Source organism: Streptomyces sp. NPDC026672, assembly GCF_040638185.1.
In the GTDB taxonomy this organism is placed as follows: domain Bacteria; phylum Actinomycetota; class Actinomycetes; order Streptomycetales; family Streptomycetaceae; genus Streptomyces.
Genome location: NZ_JBEZXS010000008.1, coordinates 166556 through 182062 on the forward strand (window position 1 = coordinate 166556; position 15507 = coordinate 182062).

The following is a 15507-nucleotide window of genomic DNA, read 5'->3' on the forward strand; positions in this document are numbered from 1 at the left end:
CAAAGGGGCCCCTCGCGGGCGGACGGTCCCGCGCGGCGGCACGCTCCGCCGTGTGCCGCGCGGGACCGCCGGGTCAGCCCCGGCCGCCGCTGAGGTTGCGCCACTGGGGGCCGACACGCTTCCACTCCTCGTCCCACTCGGCGAGGCAGCGCCGGATGAGCCGGCCGCGGACCAGACGGCCGGCCGCCCAGACGGCGGCCGCGGCGGCGGGCGCCACGAACGCCCCGGTCAGGGCGGCCTGGAGCGCGGACTCCCGCGGGGTGAGGGGCGGGGTGACGATGCGGTGGGCGTTGTTGGTCCACACCGTGACCCGGGTGCCCTCGGCGGTGCCGGGAGACACCTTCGCCTGGCCCGTGCGGACCGTGCCGTCCGGGGCGGTCCAGCGGACGCTCGCCCAGACCCGGCCGTCGTCGTAGCCGGTCGGGCCGGACGCCGTGCGGGACGCGTCCCCGGTGAGGACGGCCGACACCTCGTGCACCTGGGCGCGGCGGGTCTCCAGCGCGCGGTCCACGGTGCCGGCCGCCGCCGTGCCCACGAGCACCCCGGCGAGCACGGTCAGGGTCCACGTGATCACGAGCAGCCAGCCCTCGACGATGTCGCAGCGCCGCCGCAGCGGGTTGCGCCGCCATCGCCAGAACCGGTACCGGCGGTTGTTCGTACGACGTGCTCTCGCCATGACGGACGCCTCCTTCCCTGGCCTGCCCGGCCGCCGGGCGTTCAGGCGGACCGGGCTCCTTCGTCGTCCGGCAGGTCGGGGTCGAGGTCGGGGCGGCGCGGTGGTCCGCCGAGCGCCAGCTCCACGTCGACCACGCCCTCGACGGTCCGCGCCAGCCGTACGGCGACGGGCCCGAGCGCGGTGTCGCGGACGCGGCCGGTCAGGGTCACCACACCGTCGCGCACCACGGCCTCGACGCGTTCGTCCGGCGCGGTGAACAGCCGTGCCACGACCTCGCGCCGCACCTCCTCGGCGATCTCCGCGTCCTCCCGCAGGAACACCTTGAGCAGGTCGGAGCGGCTGACGACGCCCTTGAGCACTCCGTCGCCGTCGACCACCGGCAGCCGTTTGACCCGGTGGACGGCCATGAGGCGGGCGGCCTGGGCGAGGGTGGCGTCCGCGGTCACCGTCACGGCGGGCGCGGTCATCAGCTCCTCGGCGGTGACCGCGCCGGCCTTGGCGAGGTCGGCGAGCCGGCGCAGTTGGGTGTACCGGTCGGGGTCGCCGTCGCGGAACTCCTCCTTGGGCAGCAGATCGGCCTCGGAGACGATGCCGACGACCCGTTCCGCGCCGTCGAGCACCGGCAGGGCGCTGACGCTCCACTCGCGCATGGTGCGCACGATGTCCTTGAAGGAGGCCCCGGCGCCCAGGGCGACGACGGTGCGGGTCATCACATCGCTCACGACGTGGCGCGTGCCCTCCATGGCGACCTCCAGGCGCGCTCGGATGTCCGTGTACGACATCTCCAGCGTCGGTCAGGAACGCGCTGATCGCATGGGCCGAACGGCCCCGGCGGTCCGCCGTGCGGCGCTGGAGGCTCCGCCGTACGCTGCCCCGTGCCCGAACCGGGCCGGAAGCAGCGGGGTCGCGGGGCAGTCCGGCGATCCGCGCCCGACCGGGCCGGGCCGCGGCTGTCCGGGCTCCCGCCCGGAGGCGTCCCCGGGTGGCGGGGCGGAGGGCCGCCCCCGTGGCGGACGTGCTCGGGCGGGGCACGGTGCCCGGGGCGCTACGCCTCCGGGTCCGTGGTGTCGTCGGCCCGGGGGCGGACCGGGACCCGCCACAGCAGTGCGGTGCCGCCGCCGTCGGGGGTGCCGCGCTCCAGGTCGCCGCCGAGCTGCTGGGCGCGCTCGGCCATGTTGCGCAGGCCGCTGCGGCGGCCCTCGGCCGGGATGCCCACGCCGTCGTCGGTGACCGACAGGCGCAGTTCCCGGCCGTCCGTGGTCAGGACGACGTCCGCGCGCTTGGCGCGGGCGTGCCGGGCGACGTTGGTCAGCGCCTCGGAGAGCACCGCCACCACGTTGTCGCCGATCTCGCGGGGCACGTCGGTGTCGAGCAGGCCCTCCATGCGGACGCTGGGGGCGAATCCGAGCACGGAGGCCGCCTCCCCCGCCACGCGCACGACACGGGCGCGCAGTCCGCTGCCGGCGCCGCCCTCACGGGCCCGCAGGCCGAAGATGGTCGACCTGATGATCTTGATGGTCTCGTCGAGGTCGTCCACGGCGCGCAGGACCCGCTCGGACGCCTCCGCGTGCTCGATGAAGCGGCCGGCGCTCTGGAGGGTCATCCCGGTGGCGAACAGCCGCTGGATCGCGAGGTCGTGCAGGTCGCGGGCGATGCGGTCGCGGTCCTTGAGCACCGCGATCTCCTCGGCGTCGCTGCGCCGCTCGGCGAGCTCCATGGCGATGGCGGCCTGCGCGGAGAAGACCTGGAGGGGTTCGGTCTCCTTGTCGGTGAACGCCATCCGGCCCGCCTCGCGCACGAGGAGCACCACACCGCGCACGCCGCCCTCGCCGGTGCCGATGGGCACGGCCACGCCGGGGCCGAGTCCGGTGAAGCGGGCCGGCACGTCGGGGAAGCGCTCGTCGCGGGTGACGTCGGTGCTGGTGACCGCGGCGCCGCCGGAGAACGCCTCGCCGATCAGGCTGCCGTCGACGGGCAGCACCAGGCCGCGCAGGCTCTCGGCCTGCTCGCCGAGGGCGAGTTCGACGGAGAGGGAGCCGGTGTCCTCCATGGGCATGGCGACGACGGTGAGGGCGGCGCCGGTGATCTCCCGGGCGCTCTCGGCGATCAGGCCGAGCACCTCGGCGCGGCCGGCGCCGGACATCAGACTGTGGGTGATCTCGGCGTTGGCGCGCAGCCAGCGCTCGCGGGTGCGGGACTCGGCGTAGAGACGGGCGTTGTCGATGGCGACACCGGCGGCGACGGCGAGGGTGAGGGTGACGGAGACGTCCTCCTCGTCGAACTGGGCGCCGCCGCGCTTCTCGGTGAGGTAGAGGTTGCCGAAGACCTGGTCGCGCACGCGGATGGGCACACCGAGGAAGGTGTTCATCGGCGGATGGTGGGGCGGGAAGCCGTACGACGACGGATGGTCGGAAATCTTGGCGAGGCGCAGCGGTTCGGGGTGCCGGATCAGCTCGCCGAGGATGCCGTGGCCCTCGGGGAAGGGGCCGATCTTCCGGATCTCCTCCTCGGGGACGCCGACGGTGTGGAAGGCCGACAGGCGTTTGCCGTCGGGGCCGATGACACCGAGCGCCGCGTACTCCGCGTCGACGAGGACCGCGGCGGCCTCCACGATGCTGCGCAGTGCCTGCTCCAGGTCCAGCTCCCGCCCGACGGACAGGACGGCCTCCAGCAGGCTGTGCACCCGGTCACGGGTGCCGCGAGCCGCGTCCAGCCGGGCCTGCAACTCCTCCAGCAGGTCGTCCAGCCTCAGCTGGGGCAGCCGAACGCGGGCCTCCTCAGGGCTTCCCACGTGCGTTCCTCCAGGTCCCCTCAACCAACGCGCGGACGCCGACCGCGCCGCCCACCTGTCACGGTAGTGGGAGGCGCGAACGGACGGTACCGGATCGGGCGGACCCACCGGTACGACGGGGTCGGAACCGGGGTGCGGCACGGTACCGGGCGCTCGCCGGGCGGGGGCGCCCGGAGGGGCCGATTCTGGGTGTGGGGAGGGTGCGCGGGGGCCGGGCGGCCGGGTGCCGGGGTCGTACGGCATCTGCGCGGGCGGCGGGCCCCGGGGGGACGCTGGTGGCGTACCGGAAGTCCGTACCGAGGAGGGCGGCGTGATGGGTCGTTGGGTGTACGACTTCGCGGACGGCGGCCGGGAGATGGCGGACCTGCTGGGCGGCAAGGGTGCGAACCTCGCCGAGATGGCCCGGCTGGGGCTGCCGGTGCCGCCGGGGTTCACCGTCACCACCGAGGCGTGCCGGGCCTTCCTGGCGACCGGCGCGGAACCGGACGGGATGACGGACGAGGTGTCCCGGCACCTGTCGGCGCTGGAGACCGCCGCGGGGCGGCGGCTGGGCGGGGACGGCGATCCGCTGCTGCTGTCCGTGCGCTCCGGCGCCCGGTTCTCCATGCCGGGGATGATGGAGACGGTCCTGGACGTCGGGCTCCACGACGGGTCCGTGCGCGCGCTCGCCGAGGTGTCCGGGAACGAGCGCTTCGCCTGGGACTCCTACCGCCGTCTCGTCCAGATGTTCGGCAGCACGGTTCTCGGGGTCGACGCCGCCCGCTTCGAGGAGGCGCTGTCCCTGCTGAAGGCGGAGCGGGACGTCCGGGACGACGTCGATCTGGCGGCGGCCGACCTGCGCGCACTGGTGGAGACGTACAAGCGCGTGATCCGGGAGGAGACCGGCCGCGAGTTCCCGCAGTCCCCCGCCGAGCAGCTGCGGCTCGCGGTCCTCGCCGTGTTCCGCTCCTGGAACGGCGAGCGGGCCCGGCTCTACCGGCGCCGTGAGCGCATCCCGGACGACCTCGGCACCGCCGTCACCGTGCAGCGCATGGTGTTCGGCAACCTGGGCCCGGACTCCGGCAGCGGGGTCGCCTTCACCCGCGACCCGGCGACCGGGCGGCCCGGTCTGTACGGCGACTACCTGGCGAACGCGCAGGGCGAGGACGTCGTCGCCGGTGTCCGCAACACCGTGCCGCTCGCCGAGCTGGCCCGGCTCGACCCGCCCTCGTACCGGGCGCTGCGCGACCACGCGCACACCCTGGAGCGGCACTACCGGGACCTGTGCGACATCGAGTTCACCATCGAGCGGGGCACGCTGTGGATGCTCCAGACCAGGGTCGGCAAGCGGACCGCCGAGGCGGCGTTCGCGATCGCCGCCGAGCTGGTCGAGGAGGGGCTGATCGCGCCGGAGGAGGGGCTGGCCCGGGTGGGCGGCGAAGGGCTCGCGCGGCTGATGTTCCCGCGCTTCGACACTGCGGCGACCGGTGAGCCGCTGGCCCGGGGCGTGCCGGCCTCGCCGGGCGCCGCCGTCGGCGCGGTGGTCTTCGACCCGGCCGAGGCCGTGCGGCGGGCCGCGGCCGGCACGGACGTGGTCCTGGTGCGGCAGGAGACGACCCCGGACGACCTGCCGGGCATGGTCGCCGCGCGGGCCGTGCTGACCAGCCGGGGCGGCAAGACCAGTCACGCGGCCGTGGTCGCCCGCGGCATGGGCAAGGTCTGTGTGTGCGGCGCGGAGGAGCTGGCCGTCGACACCGGTGCCCGGCGCTTCACCGCGCGCGGCGGCACGGTCGTCGAGGAGGGCACGGTGGTCTCCGTGGACGGGTCGGCGGGCGCGGTGTACCCGGGCGCGGTGCCGCTGGTGGCGTCGGCGGTCATGCGGCACCTGGAGACCGGGGAGCAGTCGGACGGGATCGTGAGCGCGGTGGCCCGTTCGCTGCACCAGGCGGACGAGGTGCGCCGGCTGGAGGTGCGGGCCAACGCCGACACGCCCGAGGACGCGGCCCGTGCGCGGCGGTTCGGCGCGCAGGGCATCGGGCTGTGCCGGACCGAGCACATGTTCCTCGGGGAGCGGCGCCGGCTGGTCGAGGCGATGATCCTGGCCCGGACGGACGGGGAGCGCGACCGGGCGCTGGCGGCCCTGCTGCCGCTCCAGCGGCGGGACTTCACGGGCATCCTGGCGGCGATGGACGGCCTGCCGGTGACGATCCGGCTGCTGGATCCGCCGCTGCACGAGTTCCTGCCGGACCGTACCGCGCTGGCCGTCCGGGTCGCCTCCGCGGAGGCCGCGGGGCGACGGCCCGAGCAGCGCGACGTCGAACTGCTGGACGCGGTCGGGCGGATGCACGAGGAGAACCCGATGCTCGGGCTGCGGGGCGTGCGGCTCGGGCTGGTGGTGCCGGGGCTGGTGGCGATGCAGGTGCGGGCGGTCGCCGAGGCGGTCGTGGAGCGCGTCCGGGCCGGGGGGACGCCCCGGGCCGAGATCATGGTGCCGCTGGTCGGTGCCGTGGAGGAGCTGCGCATCGAGCGGGAGGAGGTCGAGCGGGTGCTGGCCGAGGTGTCCGCGGAGACCGGGGTGCCCGTGCGCTGCCCGGTCGGCACGATGATCGAGCTGCCGCGGGCCGCGCTGACCGCGGGGCGGATCGCCGGGGAGGCGGAGTTCTTCTCGTTCGGCACGAACGACCTGACGCAGACGACGTGGGGTTTCTCCCGCGACGACGTGGAGGCCGAGTTCTTCTCCGCGTATCTCGACCAGGGCGTGTTCTCGGTGTCGCCGTTCGAGACGATCGACCGGGACGGCGTCGGGCGGCTGGTGCGGATCGCCGTCGAGGAGGGGCGGGCGGCCCGGCCCGGCCTGACGATCGGCGTCTGCGGCGAGCACGGCGGCGACCCGGAGTCGGTCCGCTTCTTCCACGACGCGGGGCTCGACTACGTGTCCTGCTCGCCCTTCCGTGTCCCGGTCGCCCGGCTGGAGGCGGGGCGGGCGGCACTGCCGCGCGGGGGGGACCTCCGACACGCGGTGAGCGTGAGGACGTACCCTTCTGCCTCTCATGACTGACGGACCGTCACAAGGAGTTCACCACATGACAGTTGACGAGTCGTCCGGCGGCGCCGTTCGGGTGCGGGCCGTCGGGGACGTGTGCGCGGAGGACCTCGCGTACGTCCGTGCCAAGGTCGAGGCGGCCTTCGCGCGGCCCGGGTTGCCGGCGGTCAGCGGCGAGGTGCGGATCGCGCGGGCGGCGGCGCACCACGCCGGGGCGCCGTGGTCGGGGGGCGCGGAGATCCGGGTCGGGAAGACCGCGGTCCTGGTGCACGCCACGGAGGCCACGGCGCGGGAGCTGGCCGACCGGCTCGCGGACCGGCTGCGCGCCCAGGCCGAGCGGGTGGCCCACCACACCACCGCCCCGCGCCGCCCGTCCTCGCTCCCGCCGTGGCGGGACGCCACCGGGCCCAGGACCTGAGTCCCTGGTCCGTCCGGCACGCTGACGGGTCCGTTCGGCACTGGAGGGGACGGGGGCGGAGGTGGACACTGGGTCGTAGGAGCGGCACCGATCCCCCGCGGTGTCGCTCCGTCCATGGGCGGGCCGCGCCGGAGGACCCGTCCGGACGGGGCTCCAGGGCCGAACGGCCCTAGCGTGCGGGCTCCGGGCACGGTCGAATGATCAGACTGTGGCCGTCTCGGCCGCTTCCGGACACGAACCGACGTTTCCGGACCACAGAGAAGAGCGCGCCACGGACCCGTACGGATACCCGCCATGACCCGCAACGACGCCCCGCCCCGCAGCATCGACCTCGACCGTGTCGAGGCGCTGCGGCTGCTCGGCAGCGTGTCGCTGGGGAGGATCGTCTTCACCCGGCACGCCCTGCCCACCATCCGCCCGGTCAACCACGTCCTGGACGAGGGCGACATCGTCATCCGCACCCACGAGGGCGCGGCGCTGACCTCCCACGCCCGGCAGGGCGACGGCACGGGGGTGGTGGTGGCCTACGAGGCCGACGCCATCGACCCGGAGACGCACCTCGGCTGGAGCGTGGTCGTGACGGGGTACGCCCGTCTGGTGACCGATCCCGAGGAGCTGACCCGTATCCAGCGGCTGGTGCATCCGTGGGTGCACGAGCACAGCATGGAGTACGCCGTGCGCATCCACCCCGACCTGGTCACCGGGGTCCGGCTGGCCGCGGTCGGGGACCGGCCGGGCGGGGACTGACGCCGACGGGCCGCGCGTCACGCGGAGGGCACCACGACGACCGGGCAGTGCGCGCGGCGCAGCAGGGCGCGGACGACGGGACCCGGGCACCGGCGCGGGCCGTCCGGCCGGTGGTGGGCGCCGACGACCACGACGGCCGCCGCCCGGCTCGCGTCGAGCAGCGCGCGCGCCGGGGTGCCGGGGACCGTGCCGCCCTCCAGGTCGACCGCGGGGTACAGGTCCCGGATGCGGTCCAGCGCGGAGCGCGTCGGCGCGTCCGCGCGCGTCCCGTCCGCTCGGGTCCGCTCCGTGCCGGGGTCGACGGCGTGCAGGACGCGCAGGGCGGTGCCGCGCCGCTCGGCGTCCTGGAAGGCGTAGGCGCAGGTCACCGTCGCCGTGGCGGCGGTCAGGCCGAGCAGGACGGGGCCGGGCGGCGCCGAGAGCGCGCCGGACCGGCCGGGCGGCGGGCCGTCGCCGCGGACGATCGCGAGCGGGCCCCGGGCGCGGGCGGCGAGGCCGAGGCTGACCGAGCCGAGCAGCCGTCCCGCGAGTCCGCCGAAGCCCCGGGTGCCCACGACGGTCAGGGCGGCCGACTCGCCGGCCCGCACCAGGGCCCGTACGGCACCGCTCTCCACGGCCACCGCCTCCAGTGCGAGCCCCGGGTGCCGGGCGCGCGCCCGGGAGAGGGCGGCGCCGAGGACCGGAACGGCCTCGTCGCGGTCGGGAACGGCGTACACCACGCTCAGCCGGGCCTCCCGTCGTACGGCCTCCTGCGCGGCCCAGTCCAGGGCGCGCACGGAGATCGGCGAACCGTCCACTCCGACGGCCACCCGACGGTCGGTCATGACCCGGCCTCCCTTCTGTCCCGGTGATCCACGGGGACGATGCTGACCGCCCGCCGGGCCCCCGGGCAGGAGCCGTGCGAACCCGTCCCCGTGCCGAACGGCCCCTCCTGACACGTCCGTTCGGCATCCCCGCCGCACCGTCCCGAACGAGCCCCGCGCATCGGAGGGGAGACAGGGGCCGCGCCTCGGGAGGCCGGGCCCGGCCCGACCGGGCGGACCCGCGCGCCGGAGGCGGCGCCGGGGGGACGGGGCCCGCGCTCCGGAGCCCCCGGAGGAGAGCCCGAACCCCCGGAGGCGGAGCCCGCCGTCCTTCGGGGGCGAGGCCCGGGTTCCGCGGGGCACGGCACGCGGCCGAGAGGCGGTGCCCGCCCTTCGGGAGGCGGTGCCTTCGCCCCGGAGGGGACGTCGTTCAGGAGGGGAGGTCGGTGGCCGTGGTGCGGGGGGCGCGGTCGGTGGCCAGTTCGCGGCCGGTGACCAGTTCCGGGGCGATGCGGACGAAGACCTCCTGGGGCGCGGGGACCCAGGAGCGCGGGCCGGTGCGCACCAGGCGGGCGTGTTCGGCGGCGTCGGTGACCACCGCCGCCGCCCCCGTGACCACCACGCTCCAGCCGGACTGGCGGACCACGTCGACCTGGTCGGCCTCGAACGCGACCACCGACCCGTCGATGGCCCGCACCAGCTCCGAGGCGGCGGAGGTCCGCAGCAGGACCGTGCCGTCGTCGTCCAGGGCGAAGGTGACCGGGAGGACGGCGGGCAGGGCCTGACGCGTGTGGACGATGCGGCCGACGGCCGCCTTCGCCAGCAGCCGCAGACACTCCTGCCGGTCGAGTTCGCGGAATCCGTCGTTGGGATACATCAGCCGTCTCGTCTCTCACCTGGTCCACAGCGGAAGTACGTCCGTTCATCCTCCGGCGGGCCCGGGCGGGCGGCGAGGGGCCATCGGTCCCGGCCGCACGGGCGAAGGGCCCGACTGCGGCCGTGACCGTGTGTCAGACCGTGATCCGGCGTCCGGTGACGGACCTCGGCTCGACGCGCACCCAGAGCGTGCGGCCACCGCCGGCCCACGGGGTGCTGTACGCCCGCTCGGCGAGCCGGTCCGCCTCGTCGGGATCGGTGACGGTGCGGGCGGGCCCCCGCACCAGCACGCTCCAGCCGCGGCTGAACGCGTCGTCGATCCGGTCCGCCTCGAAGGCGACGGGCGCGCCCTCCGCGAGCGCGGGCGTGGCGCCCGGGGCGGTCCGGAAGACGATCGCGCCGTCCACGACGTCGTAGTTGACCGGCACGATCACCGGCCCCGAGTCCGTGGGCACCGCGAGCCGGCCCACCCCGTGGGTGGACAGCAGGGAGCGGCACTCGGCGGGGCCGAGCTCCGTGAACTCGGGGTCGTGCCCGGCCCGCCCGGGGCCCGGCGGCAGATCGGTCGTGCCGCCGGTCAGCTCCGTCAGGCTGGTCTCCAGGACCTCGGCCAGCCGCATCAGCGGGCCGGTGCCGGGCGCCGCGCCGGGATGCTCCTCCAGATAGCGCAGATAGCTGGCCGCCATGCCGGCCCGCGCGGCCGTCTCCGGCACGGTCAGACCGAGCTGTGCGCGCCGGGTGGCCAGGCGCCGGCCCAGGTCGCCCAGTGGCGCCCCGGCGACCGCGTTGGCCCGTGTCGGCTCGGCCACGGCCGTCACCTCCTTCGTCGGTCGGTCTCGCCCGCACGCGTCCCGCGTCAGCCGGTCCGTGCGAGCACGTCGTGGCGCTCCTCGCCGAGGACCACCTTGAGCGCGCCGGTCTCGGCGGCCCGGGAGAAGACGTCGTACGCCTCCTCCATGCTCCCCAGCGGGAAGGTGTGCGTGACCATCCGCCCGGTCGGCAGCCTGCCCGCGGCCGCCATGCGCAGCAGCGTGGGCGTGGTGCGGGTGTCGACCAGGCCGGTCGTGATGGTGAGGTTCCTGATCCACAGGTCTTCGAGGTGCAGGGTCGCGGGCCTGCCGTGGACGCCGACGTTGGCGACGTGGCCGCCGGGGCGGACCAGCCGGGTGCACAGCTCGAAGGTCTCGGGCACCCCCACGGCCTCGATGGCGACGTCCGCGCCGAGGCCGTCGGTGAGGTCGTCGACCAGTTGGCGGGGCGCCTCGCGGGCGTCGGCGACGGCGTCGGCGCCGAACCGGCGGGCCGCCTCGAGGCGGGAGGGGGCGAGGTCGATCGCGATGATCCGCTCGGGCGCGAACAGACGTGCCGTGGCGATCGCGGCGAGGCCGACGGGGCCGGCGCCGACGACGGCGACGGTGTCGCCGGGGCGCACCCGGCCGTTGAGCACGCCCACCTCGTAGGAGGTCGGGAAGATGTCCGCGAGCAACACGGCGTCCTGTGCGGCGAGGGTGCCGGGCAGGGGGTGCACGGAGAGGTCGGCGTACGGGACGCGGACGTACTCGGCCTGGGTGCCGTCGATCAGGTGGCCGAGGATCCAGCCACCGCCGCCGCGGCACTGGCCGTAGGCGGCCTCGCGGCAGTAGCGGCAGCGGCCGCAGGCGGTGATGCAGGAGACGAGGACCCGGTCGCCGGGGCGTACGGTGCGCACCTCGCTGCCGACCTCTACGACCTCTCCCACGGCCTCGTGGCCGAGCACCGTGCCGGGCCGTACCTCGGGCACGTCACCCTTGAGGATGTGCAGGTCGGTGCCGCAGATGGTGACGGTGTCGACCCTGACGACGGCGTCGGTGGGTTCCTTGAGCGCGGGGTCCGGGACGTCCTCCCAGGCGGACTGCCCGGGCCCGTGGAAGACCAAGCCCTTCATGGTGTTCCTCGCCTTCTCGTCGTGCTCCTGGTTCGGACGGTGTGCCGCTGGTTCGGATGGTGTGCCGGTTCGGATGGGGTGTTTCGCCCTGTGAGTCCAGCTTGTTCCGTGGTGGCGGGTTCCGCATGGGCCGGTCGGCCCCCTGGAACGCCCGTGCGGGGCCTTCCGGGCGGCGCCGCTGCGCCGGCCCGTGCCGAAACTTGGACCGACCGGCCCTTCCGCACGGCCCGTCCGCGCGGTTTTCCTCGTCGTATGACCGACACGCACACGAGGCCGGCCACGCGTCCGACGACGGGGCGCACCGTCGACGGGACGACCGTCGTGACCCTGCGCGGCGAGATCGACCTGCTGACGGCGACCCCGCTCGCGGCCCGGCTCGACGCGCTGACCGCCGGCCCCCGGCCCGACCTGGTACTCGATCTGCGGCCGGTGGAGTTCATCGACTGCGCCGGTCTCGGGGTGCTGTGCCGGGTGCGCAACCGGGTGCTGGAGCGCGGCGGCCGACTGCGCCTGGTGACCGACAGCGGCATGTTCCGCCGGGTGCTGCGGGCAGCGGGCCTGGCGAACGTCTTCGAACTGTGCCCGACCGTGCCCGCGGGCCCCCTTTCGGCAACGCCCCCGCTCCCACCCCTCTGACCCGGTCCCACCCGCCCCGGTCCGGCCCTCTCCTGTCGCGGTCCGCCGCGGAACGGCCGAACGGCCCCCGGGCGGGCGGAGCGTGGGTGCCGGGCGGCCCCTCGGTGGCGGCCTGTGGGCCCCTGCCCCCGGCCGTGCGCCGACGCCACCCTGGTACGGACGGACCACGACGAGGAGGTGCGCGGATGCGCTCCCGCGGGAACACGAGGGACCTGCTGTGGCGGTGGCGGAGCAATCCGCTGCGGCGGCGCGACGACGTGATCGAGGCGTGGCTCGTACTGGTGGTGTGGGCGGTCGTCGTGGTGGGCGGCGCGCTCGCGGGAGCGGTGACGGCGTCGGCCGCCGCCGGTGTCCTCGCCGAACAGCGCGCCGAACGGCGACCCGTGCGGGCGGTGCTCGTCACGGACGCCACCGGCACCCCGGTGTGGGGCGCGGCCGGCAAGGTACGGGCGACCGTCCGGTGGACCGGGCCCGACGGCACGCCCCGCAGCGGCCTGACGGCGGTCGGCACCGGCCTGCGGGCCGGCGACCGGGTCGACACCTGGCAGGACGGCCGGGGCCGCCTCACGCCCCCGCCGACCACCGGCCGGGAGGCGGCCGTGGAGGCGGCCACCCTCGGCGCGGCCGCCGCCTGCGCCTTCGCGGGCCTGGCCCTGGGCGCCGGAGCGACGGCCCTGTGGCGACTCGACCGACACCGCCTCACGGCATGGGACCACGAGTGGGCCCTGGTGGACCCGCACTGGAACCACCGGACAGGCTGACACGGCCCCGGGTAAGCCGGCAGGGCCGCCGGGGGGGCAGGCCGACACGAGCCCCGGACGAACTGCCACGGTCCCCTGCCGGCCGACTCCACCCGCGACGGAAGTCCCGCCGCCGACCCACCCGCCCCCGCCGGGAACCCACCTGTCCATCCGCCCCACCACCAGCGGGAACTACCTCGTCGGTCCGCTCCGCCCCAGCGGAAACCACCCCGCCCGTCCACTCCGCCCCCAGCCGAAACCGCCCCGCCGGTCCACTTCGCCTGCGGCGGGAACCGCCCCGCCCGTCCGCCCCGCCCCCGGCAGGAATCGCCCCGCCAACCCACCCCACCACCAGCGGGAGCCCCCCGGCCCGTCCACTCCCCCGCCGGGAACCGCCCCGCCCGTCCACTCCACCCCCAGCAGGAACCGCCCCGCCCGTCCACTCCACCCCCAGCAGGAATCGCCCCGCCAACCCACCCCACCACCAGCGGGAGCCCCCGGCCCGTCCACTCCCCCCGCCGGGAACCGCCCCCCGTCCACTCCACCCCCGGCGAGAACGGCCCCTGGCCGCCCGCCCCACCCCCAGCAGGAATCGCTCCGCAGGCCCGCCCCCCAGCGGGAGCCGCCCTGTCCGTCCCCGCCCCCACCGGAAACCACCCCGTCCGTCCACCCCACCCCCGCCGGAAACCAACCCATCGGCCCACTTCGCCCCGGCGGGAACCACCCCGCCCCCGTCCCACCCCCGGAGGGAACCGGCTGGATTCGGCGGTGCCGAGTTGGGGTCGGCGCGTTGCAATGGAAGGGGCGGTCCGAGGAGGTGCGGGATGCGGTTCGACGACCGTACGGACGCCGGGCGCCGTCTGGCCCGGCGACTGGAGCGGCTGCGGGGCGGCGACGTGGTGGTGCTTGGCCTGCCGCGCGGCGGGATCCCGGTGGCCTATGAGGTGGCGCGGGCGCTCGACGCGCCGCTGGACGTGCTGGTCGTGCGCAAGCTGGGCGTGCCCTGGCAGCCCGAGCTGGGCTTCGGCGCGATCGGCGAGCACGGCGTCCGGGTGCTCAACGACGACGTGATCAGGGACACCGGGCTCGGCCCGGACGACCTGACCGCGGTCGAGCGGTCCGAGCGCGCCGAACTGGAGCGGCGCCTGGACCGCTATCGCGCGGGCCGCGCCCCCGTCCCCCTCGCGGGGCGGACGGCCGTGCTCGTGGACGACGGCCTGGCCACCGGCGCCACCGCCGCGGCGGCCTGCCGGGTGGTGCGGGACCGGGGCGCGGCCCGGATCGTCCTGGCCGTGCCGGTCGGGCCCGAGCGGACCCTCGCCCAGCTGGAGGGGCCGGCCGACGAGGTCGTGTGCCTGGAGCCGGCGCGCGCCTTCGGCTCGGTCGGCGCCTGGTACCACGACTTCGCGCAGACCACCGACGACGAGGTCACGGCGCTGCTCGGCCGGGCCGCACGGCCCGTGCGCCCGCCCGCGCCGCCCAACCGGGAGATCGAGGTGCCGGCCGGCCGCGTCACCCTGGCGGCCCGGTTCGTGGTGCCGGAGCGGGCGCGCGCCGTGGTGGCGTTCGCGCACGGCAGCGGCAGCGGCCGGCACAGCCCGCGCAACCGGTACGTCGCCGCCGTGCTCAACCGCGCCGGGTTCGCGACCCTGCTGCTCGACCTGCTCACCGAGGACGAGGAACGCGACCGGCACAACGTGTTCGACATCGTGCTGCTGGCCCGGCGGCTCGGGTGCGCGGCGGCGTGGCTGCGCGGCGAGACCGAGCTGCCGGTGGGCTACTTCGGCGCGAGCACCGGGGCGGGCGCGGCGCTGGAGGCGGCGGCGGACGACCCCACGATCGGCGCCGTCGTCTCCCGGGGCGGGCGTCCCGACCTCGCCTCGCCCGCGGCGCTCGCCCGGGTGTGCGCGCCGACGCTGTTCGTCGTGGGCAGCAGGGACACCCGGGTGCTCAGCCTCAACCGGCTGGCCGCGGACTGGATGCACTGCGAGCACCGCATCGCGGTCGTGCCCGGCGCCGGGCACCTCTTCGCCGAGCCGGGCACCCTGCCCACGGCCGCCGCGCTGGCCCGCGACTGGTTCACCGCGCATCTGATGAACACGGGGGCGCAGCCGCTGCACCCGGCGTGACCCGTGCGGGCCGGCCGCCCCGTGCGGCGGAGCCGTTCGGCCCCTGCGCGGACCGGGCGGCGGCCCGGCAGGCTGGTGCGGCGGACGTGCGTTGCCCCGACCGGAGAGGCGGACCCGCCATGGACCGAGTGCTCCTGACCACCACGGCACGCGCGGCGGCGGACTGGGCCGAGCGTGCGGCCGTGCTGCGCGGGCTGCCCCTGTGCACGGGGCGGGCGGCCGACGCGGACGGGGCGCGGCTGGTCGTCGCGGACACCGGAGGGCCGGTGCCCGAGACCGTGCCCCGCCCCGTCGTCCTCGTCCCCGACGGCTTCTCCCCCACCCGGAGGAACGATCAGGTCCTGCTCGGCGTGGACGCCCGCCGGCCGGTGGGGTCCGCCGTCGGTTTCGCCTTCGGATGTGCCCGGCTGCACGGCCTGCGGCTGCACGCCGTGCACGCCTGGACGCTGCCCGCCGAGGCCGCCGACCTGCCCTTCGGGATACCGGAGGAGGACCGGGGGGCCTGGGAGGACCAGGAGGTGCAGCTGCTGGCCGACGTGCTGCGGCCGTGGCGCGCCCGGTACCCGGAGGTGGACGTCGTGGAGGACGTGCTGCTGTTCCCGCCGGCCGAGGCGCTGCTGCACCACCGCGCCCACGGAGCGCTGCTCGTGGTGGGCCACCGCAGCGCCGCGCCGGGCTGGGGGCACGTGGTCCGCACCGTCGTGCGGGAGTCCCCGTGCCCCGTCGCCGTCGTACCGGAGTGAAC

General features: G+C 76.2%; 14 protein-coding genes. 7 read left to right on the top strand and 7 right to left on the bottom strand.

Annotated features, from left to right (window positions below; all coding sequences use genetic code 11):
• Positions 1–73: 73 nt before the first annotated feature.
• From AB0F77_RS12060 to AB0F77_RS12070, 3 genes are all read right to left on the bottom strand, one after another.
• A complete protein-coding gene (locus AB0F77_RS12060) occupies positions 74–676 on the bottom strand; it encodes a hypothetical protein (RefSeq protein ID WP_361945535.1) in 603 nt (200 codons plus the stop codon).
• A 41-nt stretch (positions 677–717) separates the two neighbouring features.
• A complete protein-coding gene (locus tag AB0F77_RS12065) occupies positions 718–1419 on the bottom strand; it encodes a CBS domain-containing protein (protein ID WP_361945853.1) in 702 nt (233 codons plus the stop codon).
• 302 nt (positions 1420–1721) lie between these two features.
• Entirely contained in the window at positions 1722–3467 is a 1746-nt protein-coding gene (locus AB0F77_RS12070) for a GAF domain-containing protein (protein ID WP_361945538.1), read from the bottom strand.
• A 313-nt stretch (positions 3468–3780) separates the two neighbouring features.
• Here AB0F77_RS12070 and ppdK point away from each other — a divergent pair, with 313 nt between their 5' ends.
• The 3 genes from ppdK (at position 3781) to AB0F77_RS12085 (ending at position 7654) form a co-directional block, all read left to right on the top strand.
• Positions 3781–6504 carry a pyruvate, phosphate dikinase gene (gene ppdK / locus AB0F77_RS12075; RefSeq protein ID WP_361945541.1) on the top strand — a complete coding sequence of 908 codons (2724 nt, stop codon included), beginning with the start codon at positions 3781–3783 and terminating at the stop codon, positions 6502–6504.
• A 25-nt stretch (positions 6505–6529) separates the two neighbouring features.
• A complete protein-coding gene (locus tag AB0F77_RS12080; protein WP_361945544.1) occupies positions 6530–6907 on the top strand; it encodes a hypothetical protein in 378 nt (125 codons plus the stop codon).
• Between the two features lie 294 nt (positions 6908–7201).
• On the top strand, positions 7202–7654 hold the full coding sequence (locus AB0F77_RS12085; RefSeq protein WP_361945547.1) for a pyridoxamine 5'-phosphate oxidase family protein: 453 nt from the start codon (positions 7202–7204) through the stop codon (positions 7652–7654).
• 17 nt (positions 7655–7671) lie between these two features.
• Here the strand turns inward: AB0F77_RS12085 and AB0F77_RS12090 are convergent, their stop codons facing one another.
• From AB0F77_RS12090 to AB0F77_RS12105, 4 genes are all read right to left on the bottom strand, one after another.
• Positions 7672–8478: a universal stress protein gene (locus tag AB0F77_RS12090; RefSeq protein WP_361945550.1), complete on the bottom strand. Its 807-nt coding sequence runs from the start codon at positions 8476–8478 to the stop codon at positions 7672–7674.
• Positions 8479–8887: 409 nt separating this feature from the next.
• Entirely contained in the window at positions 8888–9334 is a 447-nt protein-coding gene (locus AB0F77_RS12095) for a pyridoxamine 5'-phosphate oxidase family protein (RefSeq protein WP_361945553.1), read from the bottom strand.
• A gap of 133 nt (positions 9335–9467) precedes the next feature.
• Positions 9468–10151, bottom strand: a complete 684-nt coding sequence (locus tag AB0F77_RS12100) for a pyridoxamine 5'-phosphate oxidase family protein (protein ID WP_361945556.1) — start codon at positions 10149–10151, stop codon at positions 9468–9470.
• A 38-nt stretch (positions 10152–10189) separates the two neighbouring features.
• A complete protein-coding gene (locus tag AB0F77_RS12105; RefSeq protein WP_361945559.1) occupies positions 10190–11257 on the bottom strand; it encodes a zinc-dependent alcohol dehydrogenase family protein in 1068 nt (355 codons plus the stop codon).
• Positions 11258–11509: 252 nt separating this feature from the next.
• On the opposite strand from AB0F77_RS12105, the gene AB0F77_RS12110 reads away from it, so the two are divergent.
• The 4 genes from AB0F77_RS12110 to AB0F77_RS12125 all read left to right on the top strand — a co-directional run bounded on the left by AB0F77_RS12110 (position 11510) and on the right by AB0F77_RS12125 (position 15505).
• On the top strand, positions 11510–11893 hold the full coding sequence (locus AB0F77_RS12110) for an STAS domain-containing protein (protein ID WP_361945562.1): 384 nt from the start codon (positions 11510–11512) through the stop codon (positions 11891–11893).
• A 185-nt stretch (positions 11894–12078) separates the two neighbouring features.
• Positions 12079–12654, top strand: a complete 576-nt coding sequence (locus AB0F77_RS12115) for a hypothetical protein (protein WP_361945565.1) — start codon at positions 12079–12081, stop codon at positions 12652–12654.
• 803 nt (positions 12655–13457) lie between these two features.
• Positions 13458–14762: a phosphoribosyltransferase family protein gene (locus AB0F77_RS12120; protein WP_361945568.1), complete on the top strand. Its 1305-nt coding sequence runs from the start codon at positions 13458–13460 to the stop codon at positions 14760–14762.
• 119 nt (positions 14763–14881) lie between these two features.
• The gene (locus AB0F77_RS12125; RefSeq protein WP_361945571.1) at positions 14882–15505 is read left to right on the top strand and encodes a universal stress protein; all 624 of its coding nucleotides are present in this window, start codon (positions 14882–14884) and stop codon (positions 15503–15505) included.
• The last annotated feature ends 2 nt before the right edge of the window (positions 15506–15507 follow it).